This is a genomic window from Bradyrhizobium japonicum USDA 6, assembly GCF_000284375.1.
In the GTDB taxonomy this organism is placed as follows: domain Bacteria; phylum Pseudomonadota; class Alphaproteobacteria; order Rhizobiales; family Xanthobacteraceae; genus Bradyrhizobium; species Bradyrhizobium japonicum.
In genome coordinates this window covers 7,616,341-7,633,373 of record NC_017249.1, presented here as the reverse complement: position 1 = coordinate 7,633,373, position 17,033 = coordinate 7,616,341, and the positions used below count along the sequence as shown (strand labels likewise).

Genomic DNA, 17,033 nt, shown 5'->3' with positions numbered 1-17,033 from the left:
CTTAGGCGCCGCTCCACGGGTTGAGCAGCGGAACGCCGAAGGCCGCGAAATCCGTCACATTGCGTGTGACGAGCGTGAGATTGTTGGCGAACGCGGTGGCCGCAAGGAAGCCGTCCATCACGGACAACGCAACGCCAGTGCGACGGCTCTGCGCCATCAGGTCGCCCCAGCGCTCGGCGACCGCGTGGTCGATCGGCAGGGTGCGCTGCGCGAACCGAGCCGGCAGGTCATGCGCGAGCCAAGCGGCCAGTGCGGCGCGGCGACGGCCATCATCCAGCAGGGCGATGCCGCGGCGAAGCTCGGCGATCGAGGCAACGCTGATGAACGCGCGATCCTCATCGACCGTATCGAGCCATGCCAGGACTTTCGGGGAAGGCGCCGGCCGCTGAACCTCCGACAGCACGTTGGTGTCGAGGAGCAGGTTCACGGCATCTCGTCGCGCGGTTCATCCTGCACCCGTTCAAGTTCGAGGTCGGCACCGCGCAGCGGCGAAGCCAGCAGGAATTCGGCCAGCGTGCCTTTGCGCGCCGTCTTTCGCGCCCATTCATCCGCGGAAACGACCACGGCATTGGGCCTGCCGTGTCGGGTGATGATCTGGGGACCAGTTTGGGCGCGATCGACCACCTCGGACAGGCGTGCCTTGGCATTGGCGAGCGTCCACGTGTCAGTCGGCGGCGAATCGGGAGCGGAGCTGCGGTCTGTCATGCCGAATATAACCAATATGACTATTATGACTATTATGATTGCGGATGGCTATTCAAGAGCAATATTGCTTCTCGAATTGCCGTCCGGATTGCTCGTTTCGACAGCCGATTGCCCACCAAAAAGTTCCTCTTTCACTTCCTTTCGCCTCTCTTTCATCTTGCTTTCGTTTTTCGGTGTGATCTAATGAAAAACGAAAGTAGTCGCTCGAAGGAATGAGCGGTCGCCGGGGGATGCGTCTGTTGGAGCGTATTTTCGACCTCGCCATTATCGGAGGCGGTGTTAACGGCTGCGGCATCGCGCGCGACGCGGTGGGCCGTGGCAACACGGTCTTCCTGTGCGAAATGAACGATTTGGCGAGCGGGACCTCGTCCTGGTCGACCAAGCTGGTGCATGGCGGCCTGCGCTATCTCGAATATTACGAGTTTCGCCTGGTCCGCGAGGCGCTGATCGAGCGCGAGATCCTCTGGGGCATCGCGCCCCATATCATCCGTCCCCTGCGTTTCGTTTTGCCGCATCACGCCGGCCTGCGTCCGGCCTGGCTGCTGCGCCTCGGCCTCTTCCTCTATGACCATATCGGCGGCCGGCACCTGTTGCCGGCGACGCGTTCGGTCGATCTCAGGCGCGACGAGGTTGGCCGTCCGCTGATCCCGAACCGCTACAGCCGCGCGTTCGAATATTCCGACTGTTTCGTCGACGACGCCCGTCTCGTCGTGCTCAACGCACGCGATGCCGCCGACAAGGGCGCCGAGATCCGCACCCGCACCCGCGCGACGGATATCAAGCAGTCCGGCGGCATCTGGACCGTCGGCATGGTCAACACGCTGACCGGCGAGCGCTCTTCGATCCAGGCCCGCGCGCTGGTCAATGCCGGCGGCCCCTGGGTCGAGGACGTGCTCGGCCGCGGCGCCGGCGTCAACACGAAAGCCAAGGTGCGCCTGGTGCAGGGCTCGCACATCGTGGTCAAGAAACTCTATGACCACGACCGCGCCTACATGTTCCAGAACGCGGACGGCCGCATCATCTTCGTGATCCCGTACCAGGACGACTTTACGCTGATCGGCACCACCGACCGCGACTACGACGGCGATCCAGCCAAGGTGAAGGCGACGCCCGAAGAGATCGAGTACCTCTGCGCCGCCGCGAGCGAGTATCTGGCCAAGCCGGTGACTTCAGCGGACGTGGTCTGGACCTATTCCGGCGTGCGACCGCTCTATGACGACGGCGCCAGCGAAGCCAAGGCCGCGACGCGCGACTACGTGTTCGAGCTCGACACACCCGGCGGCGTGCCGCTGCTCTCGATCTATGGCGGCAAGATCACGACCTACCGCCGGCTCGCCGAAGAGGCGCTGGAACGGCTCGCGCCCTATCTTCGCAGTGCGAAAGCGCGCGAAGGCTGGACCGGCAAATGGCCGCTGCCCGGCGGCGACATGGGCGTCTCCGACGTCGACGGCCTGATCGCCGAGCTCCAGCGCGGCTATCCCTTCCTCAGCCTCGAGCACGCCCGGCGTCTCGCCCGCGCTTACGGCACCCGCGCCATCAAGCTGCTCGGCGATGCGAAATCGGCGGCCGATCTCGGCCAGGCCTTCGGCGCGACGCTGACCGAGCGCGAGGTCCGCTACCTCATGGCCAATGAATGGGCGGTCACGGCGGAAGACATCGTCTGGCGCCGCTCCAAGCTTGGCCTGCGACTATCTGCCGACGAGATCGCTGCATTGAACGACTGGATTGCAACCCACACTGTGCCGCAAAGTCCCCTGCTGGAAGCGGGAGGACGCCCATGACCGTGACGCTCGATCATGTGACCCGGACCGTCGAGGGGATACCGCACATCCGCGACGTCTCGCTGACGCTCGAGAGCGGCACGCTCAACGTGCTGCTCGGGCCGACGCTGTCGGGCAAGACCTCGATCATGCGGCTGCTCGCCGGCCTCGACAAGCCGACCTCGGGCAAGGTGCTGGTCAACGGCAAGGACGTCACCGGTGTCGACGTGCGCCAGCGTTCGGTCGCGATGGTCTATCAGCAGTTCATCAACTACCCCTCGCTCTCGGTCTACGAGAACATCGCCTCGCCCTTGCGCGTGCAGGGCAAGCCGCGCGAGGAGATCGAGAAGCGCGTGGCGGAAGCAGCAAAGCTGCTCCGCCTCGAGCCGTTCCTGAAACGCACGCCGCTCCAGCTCTCTGGCGGCCAGCAGCAGCGCACCGCGATGGCGCGCGCGCTGGTGAAGGGCGCCGACCTCGTGCTGCTCGACGAACCGCTCGCCAACCTCGACTACAAGCTGCGCGAGGAGCTGCGTACCGAGCTGCCGCGCATCTTCGAGGCGTCCGGCGCGATCTTCGTCTATGCCACGACCGAACCGACCGAGGCGCTGCTGCTTGGCGGCAACACGGTCTGCATGTGGGAGGGCCAGGCGCTCCAGATCGGCGAGACGCCGAACGTCTACCGCCGTCCGCAGACGCTGCGTGTCGCCCAGGTGTTCTCCGATCCGCCGCTCAACCTCGTCGGTATCGAGAAGAAGAACGGCTCTGTGCAATATGCGGGCGGCATCGCCGCGCCGGCCTCCGGTCTCTATTCATCGCTCGCCGACGGCGCCTATCGCGTCGGCTTCCGCGCCCATCAGCTCGCCCTCGCCAATGGCGAGGCCGACCGCCACGCGTTCCATGCCACGGTGACGGTGACCGAGATCACCGGTTCGGAGAGTTTCGTGCACCTGACCCGCGACGGATCGAACTGGGTAGCGGTGCTGCACGGCGTGCACGAGTTCGAGCCCGGCCAGACCATCGATGCCGTGCTTGATCCCAACGACGTTTTCGTGTTCGACGCGGCCGACCGCCTGGTCGCCGCACCCGTAGCGTTTTCAAGCGAGGTGCGTAGCGGTTCGCGTGAAGAAAACGCGTCAACAAGTAAAAGCTCTTGAGGGAGATGCGATATGGCCCGCATTGACCTCGTCGATCTCGCCCACTCCTACGGCGGCAATGATGCGCCGCAGGAAAGCTTTGCGCTGAAGCCGGTGACCATGACCTGGCGGCAGGGCGGTGCTTACGCGCTGCTCGGCCCGTCCGGCTGCGGCAAGACCACGCTGCTCAACGTCATCTCCGGCATCATCACGCCGTCGCGGGGGAAAATCCTGTTCGACGGCCAGGACATCACACCGCTGTCAACCCAGAAGCGCAACATCGCCCAGGTGTTCCAGTTTCCGGTGATCTACGACACCATGACGGTGGGGCAGAACCTGGCGTTTCCGCTGAAGAACCGCGGCGTGCCGAAGGCCGAGATCGACAAGCGCGTCGCCGAGATCGGCCGCCTGCTCGACCTTGAGCCCTATCTCAATCGCAAGGCGACGCGCCTTACGGCGGATGCCAAGCAAAAAATCTCGCTCGGCCGCGGCTTGGTCCGCTCCGACGTCGCCGCGGTGCTGTTCGACGAGCCGCTGACCGTGATCGATCCCGAGCTGAAATGGCAGCTCCGCTCCAAGCTGAAGGCGCTGCATCGCGAGCTCGACCTGACGATGATCTACGTCACCCACGACCAGACCGAGGCGCTGACCTTCGCCGACACCGTTGTCGTCATGCATGACGGCCGCGTGGTGCAGAGCGGCACGCCCGCCGAGCTGTTCGACAAGCCGGCGCACACCTTCGTGGGCTATTTCATCGGCTCGCCCGGCATGAACATCCTGCCGGCGGAAGTGAGGGGGCGCGAGGCGCGCATCGGCGGGAATGTCATCGCGCTCAACCGCAGCTATGACAACCTGCCTGCCGGCGCCAAGATCGAGATCGGCGTGCGTCCGGAGTTCGTCGATGCCGTCGCGCCCGCACCCGGATTGCTCACCGCGAAGATCGACCGCATCGACGACCTCGGCCGCATCCGCTTCGCGCGCGTCCGCATCGGCGAGGCCAAGATCGCGGCGCGCGCGCCGGCAGGCTTCACCAGCGCGGACGGCACCGCCGGGCTGAGATTCGATCCGGCGCATGTCCACGTCTATGCCAACAGCCTTCTGGTGGAGGGAGCCGCCTGATGGACAAGACCGTCAACCAAAAAGCCTGGTTCCTGGTGCTGCCGGTGTTCCTGGTCGTGGCCTTCTCGGCGGTGCTGCCGCTGATGACGGTCGTGAACTATTCGATGCAGGACACCTTCGGCAACAACCAGTTCTTCTGGAACGGCGTCGGCTGGTTCAAGGAACTGCTCGATCCCTCGACCGACCTCGGCGGCCGCTTCCTGGCCTCGCTCGGCCGCAATCTGTTCTTCTCGATGGTGATCCTCGCGATCGAGGTGCCGCTCGGCATCGTCATCGCGCTGTCGATGCCGCGCCAGGGCTGGACGGTGGCGGCCTGCCTCGTCATCCTCGCGCTGCCGCTGCTGATTCCGTGGAACGTGGTCGGCACGATCTGGCAGATTTTTGGCCGGCCCGACATCGGTCTGATGGGCTATGTGCTCAACCACATCGGCTTCGACTACAATTACGTCTCCAACGACGTCGATGCCTGGGTCACCGTCATCGTGATGGACGTCTGGCACTGGACCAGCCTCGTCGCGCTGCTCTGCTATGCCGGTCTGAAGTCGATTCCTGAGGCCTATTACCAGGCCGCGCAGATCGACGGCGCCTCGCGCTGGGCCGTGTTCAAGGCGATCCAGCTGCCCAAGATGAACCGCGTGCTGCTGATCGCGGTGCTGCTGCGCTTCATGGACAGTTTCATGATCTACACCGAGCCGTTCGTCGTCACCGGCGGCGGTCCCGGCAACTCGACCACCTTCGTGTCGATCGAGCTCGTCAAGATTGCGCTCGGCCAGTTCGACCTGGGCAAGGCGGCAGCGCTGTCGCTGGTCTACAACCTCATCATCCTGATCGTCTGCTGGATCTTTTACACCGTCATGACCAATGCCGGCGTCGAGCGTAAGGCACAGGCGGAGAAGGAGCCGGCGGCGGAGCCCAAGCTAGCTGGCGCGCTCCAGCCTGCGCCCGCGCTCAAGCCGAAGGAAGGAGTGGCCTGATGCATTCGATTCCCGGCCGTCGCGTCATCATGGCGCTGTTCCTGATCTTCCTGCTGTTGCCGATCTACTGGCTCGTCAACATGAGCTTCAAGACCAACGCCGAGATCGTCTCGACGATGACGCTGTGGCCGCATTCCCCGACGCTGCAGCATTACAAGCGCATCTTCACCGACGAGAGCTGGTATTCCGGCTACATCAATTCGCTGGAATACGTCGTCCTCAACACCATCATCTCGATCTCGGTGGCGCTGCCGGCGGCCTACGCGTTCTCGCGCTACCGCTTCCTCGGCGACAAGCATCTGTTCTTCTGGCTGCTGTCGAACCGCATGGCCCCGGCGGCGGTCTATGCGCTGCCGTTCTTCAACCTCTATTCGGCGATCGGCCTGTTCGATACGCCCTGGGCGGTCGCGCTCGCGCATTGCATCTTCAACGTTCCGCTGGCGGTGTGGATCCTCGAAGGCTTCGTCTCCGGCGTGCCGCGCGAGATCGACGAGACCGCCTTCCTCGACGGCTATTCCTTTCCGCGCTTCTTCATCAGGATCCTGGTGCCGCTGATCGCGAGCGGCATCGGCGTCGCCGCCTTCTTCTGCTTCATGTTCTCCTGGGTCGAGCTCCTTCTCGCGCGGACGCTGACCTCGGTGCAGGCAAAACCGATCGCGGCGATCATGACGCGTACGGTGTCGGCTGCGGGCATGGACTGGGGCCTGCTGGCCGCAGCCGGCGTGCTGACCATCATCCCGGGCGCCCTCGTGATCTGGTTCGTCCGCAATTACATCGCGAGCGGTTTCGCGCTCGGTCGGGTCTAGGGAGGCATCGATGGAATCTATTGCATGGATGGCCTGGACGCTGCCGACCGCGATCTTCTTCGTGGCGCTCGCCTGCACCCTCGCGGTCATGACTTACCTCGCCGCGGTCTATCCCGAGGCCGAGCGCGTCGGCGTGCTCAGCATTCCGACGACGCGGGGCGACCGCCTGTTCATCTCCCTGATCACGGCGGCGGTCATCCACCTTCTGTGGATCGCCTTCGCCGGCACCGATACACTCGCCACCCTGCCGGTCGGCGAGGAAGGTTTTGAGATTTCGAGCCTGTGGCTCGCAAGTGGGATTTCGCTGGCCACGGCCGTGCTCATTTTTCGCACGGTCTGAAGCTCGCGAAGGGACGGCCAGATCCGGGGGCAAACCCGGGCCTGTATAAAATTTTGTCGCTGCAACGGAGGAACAACATGCGACAGTTTAGGAGAAGGAAAGGTCCTTTGACCAAGAATAGCTTTCTGACCATGTCCAGCGCCGCCGCCATCGTTGCGGTGTCGTTCGCCGTCTCGGCGCCGGTCCGCGCCGCCGACGACGCCGCGATCCAGAAGTGGATTGCGGAATTCCAGCCCTCGACGCTGTCGAAGGACGAGCAGAAGAAGGAGCTGGAGTGGTTCGCCAAGGCCGCCGAGCCCTTCAAGGGCATGGAGATCAACGTCGTCTCCGAGACCATCGCGACCCACGAATACGAGTCGCAGACGCTGGCAAAGGCATTCTCCGAGCTCACCGGCATCAAGCTCAAGCACGACATCATCCAGGAAGGTGACGTCGTCGAGAAGCTGCAGACCCAGATGCAGTCCGGCAAGAACGTCTATGACGGCTGGATCAACGATTCCGATCTGATCGGCACGCACTTCCGCTACGGCCAGACCATCGCACTGTCCGATTACATGACCGGCGAGGGCAAGGACGTCACCGATCCCCAGCTCGACGTCAACGACTTCATCGGCAAGTCGTTCGGCACCGCGCCGGACGGCAAGCTCTACCAGCTGCCCGACCAGCAGTTCGCGAACCTCTATTGGTTCCGCTATGACTGGTTCACCAACCCGGACTACAAAGCCAAGTTCAAGGCCAAGTATGGCTACGAGCTCGGCGTGCCCGTGAACTGGTCGGCTTACGAAGACATCGCCGAGTTCTTCACCAACGACATCAAGGAGATCAACGGCGTCAAGGTCTACGGCCATATGGACTATGGCAAGAAGGACCCGTCGCTCGGCTGGCGTTTCACCGACGCCTGGCTGTCGATGGCCGGCAATGGCGACAAGGGCATTCCGAACGGTCTGCCGGTCGACGAATGGGGCATCCGCATGGAAGGCTGCCGTCCGGTCGGCTCCTCGGTCGAGCGCGGTGGCGACACCAACGGCCCGGCTGCGGTCTACTCGATCACCAAGTACCTCGAGTGGATGAAGAAGTATGCCCCGCCGCAGGCCCAGGGCATGACCTTCTCCGAGTCCGGTCCCGTGCCGGCGCAGGGCAACATCGCCCAGCAGATGTTCTGGTACACCGCCTTCACCGCCGACATGGTGAAGCCCGGCATCGCCGTGATGAACGCGGACGGTACGCCGAAATGGCGTATGGCTCCGTCGCCGCACGGTTCGTACTGGAAGGAAGGCATGAAGCTCGGCTACCAGGACGCCGGCTCGCTCACGCTGTTGAAGTCGACCCCGGCAGACCGCCGCAAGGCGGCCTGGCTCTATCTCCAGTTCATCGTCTCCAAGACGGTGTCGCTGAAGAAGAGCCATGTCGGTCTCACCTTCATCCGTGAATCCGACATCTGGGACAAGTCGTTCACCGAGCGTGCACCGAAGCTCGGCGGCCTGATCGAGTTCTACCGCTCGCCCGCACGCGTGCAGTGGACCCCGACCGGCAACAACGTGCCTGACTATCCGAAGCTCGCGCAGCTCTGGTGGCAGAACATCGGCGATGCGTCGTCCGGTGCGAAGACGCCGCAAGCCGCGATGGATGCACTCGCGGCCGCTCAGGACTCCGTCATGGAGCGCCTCGAGAAGTCCGGCGTGCAGGGCGCCTGCGGTCCGAAGCTGCACAAGAAGGAGACCGCTGAATACTGGTACGCCAAGGCCCAGAAGGACGGCACCATCGCGCCGCAGCGCAAGCTCGCCAACGAGAAGCCGAAGGGTGAGACGGTCGACTACGACACGCTGATCAAGTCGTGGCCGGCGTCCCCGCCCAAGCGCGCGGAAGCGAAGTAAGCGGCGCGTAGCGTCATCAAACACGAAAGGCCGGGAGCGATCCCGGCCTTTTTCTTGTTGTAAGTCAAGCGCACTGCCTCCACATCGTCATTGCGAGCGCAGCGAAGCAATCCAGGATATCTCCAGAGAGGCAGTCTGGATTGCTTCGTCGCAAGAGCTCCTCGCAATGACGGAGGATGGAGCGACGGCGTCGTCCTACTCCGCCGGCTCGGCCGCAAGCGTCGGATAATCCGTGTAGCCCTTGGCGCCGCCGCCGTAGAACGTGGTCTTGTCCCAGTCGTTCAGCGCCGCGCCCGACTTCAGCCGTTCGACGAGGTCGGGGTTGGAGATGAACGGCTTGCCGAACGCGATGAGATCGGCCGCGTTCTCGTCCAGCACCTTGGTCGCGAGATCGAAGTCGTAGCCGTTGTTGGCGATGTAGGCGCCGGTGAAGCGCTTGCGCAGGCCCGCATAGTCGAACGGGGCGATGTCGCGCGGGCCGCCGGTGGCGCCTTCGACCACGTGCAGATAGACCAGCTTGAGCGCGCTGAGGCCGTCGACGATGTGATCGAACAAGGCCTGCGGATTGGAATCGGAGAGATCGTTGGCCGGCGTCACCGGCGAGATGCGGATGCCGGTGCGGTCGGCGCCGGCCTCGGCGGCAACAGCCCTGGAGACCTCCAGCATCAGCCGCGCGCGGTTTTCGATGGAGCCACCGTAAGCATCGGTACGCTTGTTGGCGCCGTCCCTGGCGAACTGGTCGAGCAGATAGCCGTTGGCGCCGTGGATCTCGACGCCGTCGAAACCGGCCTCGAGCGCATTCTTGGTGGCGCGCTTGAAGTCGTCGATGATACCGGGAAGCTCGGAGAGCTCGAGCGCGCGGGGCTCGGAGACGTCGGCGAAGGTGCCGTTGACGAAGGTCTTGCCCTTGGCGCGGATCGCGCTCGGCGCCACCGGGGCTGCGCCATTGGCCTGGAGATCGACATGCGAAATGCGGCCGACATGCCAGAGCTGGATGAAGATCTTGCCGCCGCGCTCATGCACGCGGTCGGTGACCTTGCGCCAGCCGGCGACCTGGTCCTTGCTGTAGATGCCGGGCGTGTCCTGGTAGCCCTGGCCCTGCTGTGAGATCTGGCTCGCTTCGGTGACCAGGAGACCTGCGGAGGCGCGCTGGCCGTAATAATCGGCGGCAAGCGGGCTCGGCACGAACGTGCCGGGCGCGGCGCGGTTGCGCGTCAGCGGCGCCATCACGAGGCGGTTGGCCAGTGTGATCGGACCGAGCTTGTAGGTCTCTAGCAATTTGGTCGGGCGGCTCATGGGAATGCTTCCAGGCGGTGAGAGATCACGAACACTTGTGCATCGCGACATCAGGCGCAAGGGAGGAGTCATACGGAAAGTGGAGGCGAGCTACGCGGCCTGGCCCGCGCAGCATGATTCATGTGCAATTCCGGCCGCGGCAGCAGAATTCCGCTACGGCGTCGTGCGATTTGGCAAATCAGTTCGTGCCGAGGAAATCGCGCTTTCCGATCTCGACGCCGTTGTGGCGCAGGATGTCGTACGCGGTCGTCGCGTGGAAATACAAGTTCGGCAGCGAGAAGGAGCTCAGGAACTGCTGCCCCTTCATGGTGATGGATTTGTCAGAGCCGACCGGGAAGGTGACGTCCCTGGCGTCGGCGCCTTCGAACTGCTCGGGCTTGAACGAATTCACGTAGTCGATCGTCTTTGCCAGCCGCTGCTTCAATGCGGCGAAACTGATCTCGGTATCGGGCGTCGAGGGTACTTCGCTCTGCGTCAGCCGCGCGCAGCCCTTGGTCGCTAACTCGCTGACGAACTGGATCTGCTTCGACAGCGGCAGCATGTCCGGGAACAGGCGGGAGCCCAGCAGGACACTCGGGTCGATCTTTTTGGCCGTGCAATGCGCCTCCGCCTTGGTGATCAGGCCGGTGAGGCTGTTCAGCATTTGCAAGTAAGCAGGAACGACGGCGTCGTGGAAGGACATGTGATGCTCGCTTCGATGAGGGAAATCTCGGGAGAAACCTGAGCCACTGACATGGGAGCCTCATGGAAAAATACAATCGCGAGAGCGGCTTGTGCGGTGCGAAAATTCTACCGAGCGACACCCACAGTGTCATCGCAACCACACCCTCGCTATCATCGCCCGGCTTGACCGGGCGATCCGGTACGCCGAGACGCCTGTGATTCAATCGAGGGGCTGCGGAGTACTGGATGCCCCGCCCCCGTGCGCAATTGCGCACTAGGCGGGGCATGACGGAGGAGGGTTCAGCGGACTGCGCTCGCCGGCTGCGCCTGGGCCGTGCCGCCGCGCATCCGCGCGAGCAGCTCGGCGGTCGGCCAGGAATCGGCGGGCAGGCCGTATTTGATCTGCATCGCCTTCACGGCGGCGCGGCTCTGCTGGCCCAGCACGCCATCGACCTTGCCGACATTGAAGCCGGCCTGAACCAGGAGCTGCTGCAATTGCTTGAGCTCATTGAACGGCAGTTGCGCGACCGGTTGGGCCGGCTTGCGCATCGGAGCCGCGCCGGCGATGCGGGTGGCGAGATAACCCGCCGTGGTCGAATAGATCAGCGAATTATTCCACTCGGTGTAGGCCGCGAAATTCGCATACGCCATGAAGGCAGGTCCGTTGCGTCCCATCGGCAGCAGCACGGACGCCGCGAGATTGTCGTTCGGCAGCGGACGGCCGTCGGGATAGGTGACTCCCAACTGCGCCCATTTCGAGCGCGGCTGCTGCACCGTGAGGTCGGTCTGATCCCAGGGCAGGTTCTGCGGCACCTTGATCTCTTCGAGCCACGGCTCACCGCGCCGCCACTTCAATCCGTTGGCGATGTAGTTCGCGGTCGAGCCGATTACGTCGTCCTCGCTGCGCAAGAGATCGCGCCGGCCGTCGCCGTCATAGTCGACGGCGTAGTTGACGTAATGCACGGGCAAAAACTGCGTCTGCCCGAGCTCGCCGGCCCAGGAGCCGACCATCTCGTCGGGTGTGAGATCGCCACGGTCGATGATCTTCAGCGCGGCGATGGTCTCGTTCACGAACATCTCCGAGCGCCGGCAGTCATAGGCAAGCGACACCAGCGATTTCAGCGTCGGCAGGTTGCCCATGTTGACGCCGAAATCGCTCTCGAGGCCCCAGAACGCGGCGATCACCGCCGGCGGCACGCCGTATTCTTTTTCGGCGCGCGCGAACGCAGCCGCGTGGTGCTTGATGTGCTGCTGGCCGTTCTGCATGCGATAGGGCGCGGCCATGCGGCCGGCAAATTCGGTGAAGAGCTGGCCGAACACGCGCTGGCCGCGGTCGCGATTGACGATGCCCTGGTCATAGACGAGATAGGGCGAGGCCTCCGATATCGTCCGCTGCGACACGCCAGCAGCGATCGCCTGGCTCTTCACGTCGGCCAGGAACCGATCGAAGCTCGCGCCATTGTGGCACGAGGCGGCGCGTGACGACGGGGCTGTGGCTTTGGGCGCGATGGGCTTGGCGGGTGGTGGCGCGAACTGGGCGGAGGCGGTCGCGGAGCATGCGAGGAGCGCGACGGTTGCGATCGCAAATCGGGTCTGGAGCATAGGGGTTCCGGCGGGGAGGGCAGGCGTGGATTCGCGCGAAGTCTAGGTGAAGTGACGGCCTCAGGCCATCCTTTCCATGCCACGCCGGCGGAGGGATTGCGAGCGAGCGGATGTCGCGCCGGCCTAGCCGAACAGGCGCATCAGCAGCGCCTTTCCGACCGGGAGCGCTCTGACGCCGCGATAGGCGCGGACATATTCGCCGGCATAGAACGCCCGGATCGCATGCACGCGCGTGTCCATGCCTTCCTCGAAGCGGACTGCGAATCCATCCGTCGTTCGCCGCACCACGATGGCCGCGATCGCGCGGCCGTAGATCCGGCATTCGATCGTGCTGCCGGGGAGCGGCGGATCGGGATCGATCAGCCGGGCGCCGGTAATGGAGATGTCCGCGAGCCGCGCGAGATGTGACTTGCCGTCCTGACGCAACAGGACCGGCTCGTTGCGATTGAAGCGTTCCGCCTTGCGCTTGCGTGGCTGCTCGATGCAGACGAAGCAGACCACGGTGAGGATGAGCGCATTGTAGAGGCTCCAGGCCAGGGCCAGTCCGCCATAGGCGATGTTCTCGCCACGCTGGTGCAGGATGAAGGCATAGGCAATGGCCGTGAGCGTGATGAGAAGCGCGCAGCCATAGATTCGCAGCAGCGGCCATTCGACGAATCGCCTGTCGCGGTCGCCGCCCTTTGCCGTGACCTTGAATTTGTGTCCCTTCGGCTTCGCCAGGCCGGCTACCACCGCCCTGAGCACCGCGGGCGCGGCGATGAGTTGCGAGACGTCGGTCATCATGGCGAGCGAACGGCCGTGCGACAGCCAGGCCATGCTGAGCCCGTGCCAGACGTAGAACGGCAGGAAGAAGCGTAAGAGCTCAGTGAGGTCCGCCTGCACCGCCTTGATGCCGAATAGCAGGAACAGCCAGGGCACGACGAGACCCGCGACCTTCGACGTGTAGACCGCCGACCAGCTCATGAAAGCATCGACCAGCGAGAGCCGGTCGATGAAGGAGAGTTTTGACTCCCGCGAGAACGGTCCGCTGCGGCCGCGGATGATCTGCATGAAGCCGAGGCACCAGCGGGCGCGCTGGGTGATGTATTCCTTCAGCCCCTCCGGCGCGAGCCCGATCGTCAGCCGCTCGTTGAGATAGATCGTGGTGAGGCCGTACTCCTTCAGGCGCAGCGTGACGAGATAGTCTTCCGTCACCGAATCGGTCGGAAAGCCGCCGATCCGCATCAGCCCGGGGTAGCGGATGAGAGATGAGGTGCCGCAGCAGAAGGCGACGCCCCAGGCGTCCTTCGCCGGCATCAGGATGTCGAAGAAGAAGCGTTGCTCGTCGGGCCACACGTCCGTCGCGGCGAGGTTGGTCTGGATCGGATCGGGATTGATGAAGTGCTGCGGTGTCTGCACCACGCCGACCGACGCATCGTCCATCAGCGAGATGGTGCGCGCGAGGAAGTCGGGCCGCGGCACGAAATCCGCGTCGAGGATGGCGACGAAGGCGGGCGACTCCGGCAGCTTGCCGACGTGCCGGAGTGCGTGGTTGATGTTGCCGGCCTTGGCATGGTGGTTGTCGGGCCGCGTCAGATAATGGCAGCCGAGTTCGCCTGCGAGCCGCCGCAGCCACGGCCGTCGGCCGTCGTCGAGCACCCAGACGCGATAGTTGCCATACTCCATACCGGTCGCGCCGATGATCGTGCGCTCGAGGATCGATCGTTCCTCGTTGTAGGTGCAGATGAAGACGTCGATCAGCGGCGCGTACGGATCGGTGGCGCGGCCGTCGATCCTTGCCGCACCGGTGCGGTCGATGGTCCGGCTCAGAAACAGCAGGGACAACGCGACCGCGACGAGCGAGGCCGCCTCCAGCAGCATGAAGGGATACCCGATCACGGCATCGGCCGTCAGATGCGGCGGCGGGAGCGTCGCCGTGACGCGCCAGTAGAGATAGCGGAACAGGAATACCAGCGACACGATGGCCAGGAACGAGCGCGCCATTGCGCTGTCGCGCCTGAGCAGCGGCACGACCGCCATGAAGGCGCCGAGCACAATCAGGCCTGGCGTCAACGCCATCATCACGGCGCGGTCTCGAGCCGGGCAAACACGACGCGGCCGGTGCGCCCCACGGTGCAGCCGTGGGCGGCGGCATCGCGCGGCGCCACGGTCACGCGATAGGGCTCCTTGCTGAGCGCATCCGGATTGATGGCGAGATTGGCGGGCGCGCCGGCGGCGCCGGTCAGATTGACCACGGTGCCGGAGATCGGCTCGCCGCCGTCGTTCGGCTCGAAGCTGGCGCGGTCGCCGAGCTGCAGGCGGTTGTAGACCCTCTCGGTGACATTGGCCGTGATGACGGCGCCGCTGCAATCGAGCACCTTGAGCAGGGGTTGGCCGGCCTGCACGTCCTCGCCCGGCGAGGTCATCATCTCCCAGACGCGGCCCGCGACGGGTGTCGTGATGTTGGCTTCGGACAGATCGGCGAAGCGCACCTCCTCGATGATGATCTCGTTGGCGAGCCAGGCGATCTCGGTGTCGGTGCGCGCGAGATCTGCCTCGAGATCGCCGGCGCGCTGGCGCATCTCCTCCTCGCGCTGCACCGAGCTTGGGCGGTCGTTATAGCTGTCGCCGAGGAACGAGCCGTTCTGTGCCGCGGCAAGCTCGACCTTCGCGGCATCCAGCCGCTTGCGGGCGCCGAGCTCGGTTTGCTGCGACACGGACAGCTCCCGCGTCAGCCGCGCCAGCTCGACCGTCGAGACATTGCCGGATTTCGCCAGCGAGGATGCGCGCTCGACCGCGGCGCTGGCTTCGTCCCGCCGCGCGGCTGCCGCCTCGATCGAGGTCTGGATCTCGGCGATCCGCGCCTCCAGCTGCAGCACGCGCCCCTCGCGGAATTGCGTGGCCTGCCGCGCCAGGTCCTTTTGCGCGGCCTGGGCCGACGCAAGCTTGGCGGCAAGGCTCGGCCGCTCGTTTTCCATCCGCGATTTCTGCCGCCGGAGATCGTCGAGCCGGGTGCGATCGCCGCGCGAATTCACGACGCGCAGGACCACGGTTCCGGCGTCGAGCCTGGCTTGATCGGCGACACGTTGAGCGGCTGCCACGCGGCCGCCGATCGGCGTGCGCAGGGTGACGAGGCGGGAGTTCAGCACGGCCTCGACGCTTGAATATTCCCAGATCGCGCGCAGCGGCAGCCAGCCGAACACGGCGATGATGGAAAGCCCGATCGCGATCTTGGCGCCGCGCCGCAGATGCGGCCAGCGGTGCCCTGACTCCGATGCCGTCGGCGCCTCGGGGGCGTGGCCGGACTCGTCATTGTCGAACAGCTGTTCCTGCAGCGCCTCCTGCAATCCTTTCGCGTCAGTCTTGCTGTCGTGAGGGGAGGGAGCGGATGCCGGGTCGACGGAAGCGGCGCGCGAGCGGTCTACCATGACGGTCACCTTGCTGACGGAAGCCAACGGAACCGGTCAATGCGCGAGGGCCGCGCGGTGTGCCCGGTTACGCGGATTAAGCCGAAGCTGCGCTTTCCAGGTTGCTAAACGTCCGCGTGTGTTTTTGCGCAAATCCCGGTCAAGCTTTAGCGAGGCGGGAAAGGCTGGCCGCGCCGCCATGTAGCTGCCATGGGTCTGCGGCTCCGCGACGCATGAACCTTGCAGTATCAGGCAGCATTCATACCTCGAAGGCGCCGGCCAGAGGTTTTGCCTGCGGCCGCCCCGGGAGACGGCCATGAACTATCTGCGTACCGCAATGCTGCTCGCCGGCCTCACCGCCCTGTTCATGGGCGTCGGCTATCTGATCGGCGGCGCCACCGGCGCCATGATCGCGCTCGTCATTGCCGCCGCGACCAATCTCTTCACCTACTGGAACTCCGACCGCATGGTGCTCAACATGTACGGGGCCCATGAGGTCGACCGCGCCAGCGCGCCGGAGCTGGTCGGGCTCGTCGCCGAGCTTGCGGGCCGCGCGGGCTTGCCGATGCCGCGCGTGTTCGTGATGGACGAGGCGCAGCCCAATGCGTTCGCGACCGGCCGCAACCCGCAGAATGCCGCTGTTGCCGTCACCGTCGGCCTGATGAACCAGCTCAGCCGCGAGGAGCTGGCCGGCGTGATCGCGCACGAGCTCGCCCATATCAAGAATCACGACACGCTGCTGATGACTATTACCGCGACCATCGCCGGCGCGATCTCGATGCTGGCGCAGTTCGGCATGTTCTTCGGCGGCCATCGCGACAACAACGGCCCCGGCATCGTCGGCTCGATCCTGATGATGATCCTCGCCCCGATCGGCGCCATGCTGGTGCAGATGGCGATCAGTCGCACCCGCGAATATGCCGCGGACAATCTCGGCGCGCGCATTGCAGGTCAGCCGATGTGGCTGGCGTCGGCGCTGGTGAAGATCGAAGGCGCCGCGCATCAGGTCCCGAACTATGATGCCGAGCGCAATCCCGCGACCGCGCACATGTTCATCATCAATCCGCTGTCGGGCCATGGCGTGGACAATCTGTTCGCCACCCATCCCTCGACGCAGAACCGCATCGCGGCGCTCCAGCAGCTCGCGGCCGAGCTCGGTGCGCAGGCATCTCCGTCGGTCGGTGCCAACGAAAACTATCCGCCGCGGAGCCCATGGGGGCAGTCGTCCTCGAACGGTCCTTCACGTGGCCCCTCGCGTGGACCTTGGGGTTGACGCGGAACCGGCCGGAATTGCGCCCGGCTTTGTGACCAGCTTTTGTGACCTGGCGCACACAGGAATGGTCCCGGCCGGTGTTAACACCATGGCGAGACTGTT

General features: G+C 64.8%; 15 protein-coding genes. 8 read left to right on the top strand and 7 right to left on the bottom strand.

Annotated features, from left to right (window positions below; genetic code table 11):
- Nucleotide 1 precedes the first annotated feature (1 nt).
- Together BJ6T_RS35645 and BJ6T_RS35640 are read right to left on the bottom strand one after the other, a co-directional pair.
- The gene (locus BJ6T_RS35645; RefSeq protein WP_014497446.1) at nt 2–427 is read right to left on the bottom strand and encodes a type II toxin-antitoxin system VapC family toxin; all 426 of its coding nucleotides are present in this window, start codon (nt 425–427) and stop codon (nt 2–4) included.
- Nucleotides 424–705, bottom strand: coding sequence for a type II toxin-antitoxin system Phd/YefM family antitoxin (locus BJ6T_RS35640; protein WP_014497445.1), 282 nt, complete (start codon nt 703–705; stop codon nt 424–426). The genes BJ6T_RS35645 and BJ6T_RS35640 overlap by 4 nt, the downstream gene beginning before the upstream one ends.
- A 230-nt stretch (nt 706–935) precedes the next feature.
- On the opposite strand from BJ6T_RS35640, the gene glpD reads away from it, so the two are divergent.
- From glpD to BJ6T_RS35605, 7 genes are all read left to right on the top strand, one after another.
- Nucleotides 936–2,486 carry a glycerol-3-phosphate dehydrogenase gene (glpD, locus tag BJ6T_RS35635; protein ID WP_014497444.1) on the top strand — a complete coding sequence of 517 codons (1,551 nt, stop codon included), beginning with the start codon at nt 936–938 and terminating at the stop codon, nt 2,484–2,486.
- Nucleotides 2,483–3,619 (top strand): ABC transporter ATP-binding protein, encoded by a 1,137-nt coding sequence (locus BJ6T_RS35630; protein ID WP_014497443.1) that lies wholly within the window; start codon nt 2,483–2,485, stop codon nt 3,617–3,619. Before glpD ends, BJ6T_RS35630 begins: the two co-directional genes overlap by 4 nt.
- Nucleotides 3,620–3,631: 12 nt before the next feature.
- Nucleotides 3,632–4,717 carry an ABC transporter ATP-binding protein gene (locus BJ6T_RS35625; protein WP_014497442.1) on the top strand — a complete coding sequence of 362 codons (1,086 nt, stop codon included), beginning with the start codon at nt 3,632–3,634 and terminating at the stop codon, nt 4,715–4,717.
- Nucleotides 4,717–5,691, top strand: a complete 975-nt coding sequence (locus BJ6T_RS35620) for a carbohydrate ABC transporter permease (protein WP_014497441.1) — start codon at nt 4,717–4,719, stop codon at nt 5,689–5,691. Before BJ6T_RS35625 ends, BJ6T_RS35620 begins: the two co-directional genes overlap by 1 nt.
- Entirely contained in the window at nt 5,691–6,497 is an 807-nt protein-coding gene (locus tag BJ6T_RS35615) for a carbohydrate ABC transporter permease (RefSeq protein WP_014497440.1), read from the top strand. The genes BJ6T_RS35620 and BJ6T_RS35615 overlap by 1 nt, the downstream gene beginning before the upstream one ends.
- Nucleotides 6,498–6,507: 10 nt before the next feature.
- On the top strand, nt 6,508–6,837 hold the full coding sequence (locus BJ6T_RS35610) for a DUF2160 domain-containing protein (protein WP_014497439.1): 330 nt from the start codon (nt 6,508–6,510) through the stop codon (nt 6,835–6,837).
- Between the two features lie 131 nt (nt 6,838–6,968).
- Nucleotides 6,969–8,711, top strand: coding sequence for an ABC transporter substrate-binding protein (locus BJ6T_RS35605; RefSeq protein WP_038937251.1), 1,743 nt, complete (start codon nt 6,969–6,971; stop codon nt 8,709–8,711).
- 195 nt (nt 8,712–8,906) lie between these two features.
- Here BJ6T_RS35605 and BJ6T_RS35600 read toward each other — a convergent pair whose 3' ends face one another.
- From BJ6T_RS35600 to BJ6T_RS35580, 5 genes are all read right to left on the bottom strand, one after another.
- Entirely contained in the window at nt 8,907–10,007 is a 1,101-nt protein-coding gene (locus BJ6T_RS35600; RefSeq protein ID WP_014497437.1) for an alkene reductase, read from the bottom strand.
- 178 nt (nt 10,008–10,185) lie between these two features.
- Nucleotides 10,186–10,689: a DUF1993 domain-containing protein gene (locus BJ6T_RS35595; RefSeq protein WP_014497436.1), complete on the bottom strand. Its 504-nt coding sequence runs from the start codon at nt 10,687–10,689 to the stop codon at nt 10,186–10,188.
- A gap of 281 nt (nt 10,690–10,970) precedes the next feature.
- Nucleotides 10,971–12,272, bottom strand: a complete 1,302-nt coding sequence (locus BJ6T_RS35590; protein WP_028170412.1) for a lytic murein transglycosylase — start codon at nt 12,270–12,272, stop codon at nt 10,971–10,973.
- A 123-nt stretch (nt 12,273–12,395) separates the two neighbouring features.
- Nucleotides 12,396–14,333, bottom strand: a complete 1,938-nt coding sequence (locus BJ6T_RS35585) for a glycosyltransferase (RefSeq protein ID WP_014497434.1) — start codon at nt 14,331–14,333, stop codon at nt 12,396–12,398.
- Nucleotides 14,333–15,679: an HlyD family secretion protein gene (locus tag BJ6T_RS35580; RefSeq protein WP_039229623.1), complete on the bottom strand. Its 1,347-nt coding sequence runs from the start codon at nt 15,677–15,679 to the stop codon at nt 14,333–14,335. Before BJ6T_RS35580 ends, BJ6T_RS35585 begins: the two co-directional genes overlap by 1 nt.
- A 295-nt stretch (nt 15,680–15,974) precedes the next feature.
- Here BJ6T_RS35580 and htpX point away from each other — a divergent pair, with 295 nt between their 5' ends.
- Entirely contained in the window at nt 15,975–16,931 is a 957-nt protein-coding gene (gene htpX / locus BJ6T_RS35575; RefSeq protein WP_014497432.1) for a zinc metalloprotease HtpX, read from the top strand.
- The last annotated feature ends 102 nt before the right edge of the window (nt 16,932–17,033 follow it).

Excerpts from the sequence above, each read along its gene's own strand:
- BJ6T_RS35640 (WP_014497445.1), bottom strand. The coding sequence starts at position 705 with ATGACAGACCGCAGCTCCGCTCCCGATTCGCCGCCGACTGACACGTGG.
- glpD (WP_014497444.1), top strand. The coding sequence starts at position 936 with ATGCGTCTGTTGGAGCGTATTTTCGACCTCGCCATTATCGGAGGCGGT.
- BJ6T_RS35630 (WP_014497443.1), top strand. The coding sequence starts at position 2,483 with ATGACCGTGACGCTCGATCATGTGACCCGGACCGTCGAGGGGATACCG.
- BJ6T_RS35625 (WP_014497442.1), top strand. The coding sequence starts at position 3,632 with ATGGCCCGCATTGACCTCGTCGATCTCGCCCACTCCTACGGCGGCAAT.
- BJ6T_RS35620 (WP_014497441.1), top strand. The coding sequence starts at position 4,717 with ATGGACAAGACCGTCAACCAAAAAGCCTGGTTCCTGGTGCTGCCGGTG.
- BJ6T_RS35615 (WP_014497440.1), top strand. The coding sequence starts at position 5,691 with ATGCATTCGATTCCCGGCCGTCGCGTCATCATGGCGCTGTTCCTGATC.
- BJ6T_RS35610 (WP_014497439.1), top strand. The coding sequence starts at position 6,508 with ATGGAATCTATTGCATGGATGGCCTGGACGCTGCCGACCGCGATCTTC.
- BJ6T_RS35605 (WP_038937251.1), top strand. The coding sequence starts at position 6,969 with ATGTCCAGCGCCGCCGCCATCGTTGCGGTGTCGTTCGCCGTCTCGGCG.
- BJ6T_RS35600 (WP_014497437.1), bottom strand. The coding sequence starts at position 10,007 with ATGAGCCGCCCGACCAAATTGCTAGAGACCTACAAGCTCGGTCCGATC.
- BJ6T_RS35595 (WP_014497436.1), bottom strand. The coding sequence starts at position 10,689 with ATGTCCTTCCACGACGCCGTCGTTCCTGCTTACTTGCAAATGCTGAAC.
- BJ6T_RS35590 (WP_028170412.1), bottom strand. The coding sequence starts at position 12,272 with ATGCTCCAGACCCGATTTGCGATCGCAACCGTCGCGCTCCTCGCATGC.
- BJ6T_RS35585 (WP_014497434.1), bottom strand. The coding sequence starts at position 14,333 with ATGATGGCGTTGACGCCAGGCCTGATTGTGCTCGGCGCCTTCATGGCG.
- BJ6T_RS35580 (WP_039229623.1), bottom strand. The coding sequence starts at position 15,679 with ATGGTAGACCGCTCGCGCGCCGCTTCCGTCGACCCGGCATCCGCTCCC.
- htpX (WP_014497432.1), top strand. The coding sequence starts at position 15,975 with ATGAACTATCTGCGTACCGCAATGCTGCTCGCCGGCCTCACCGCCCTG.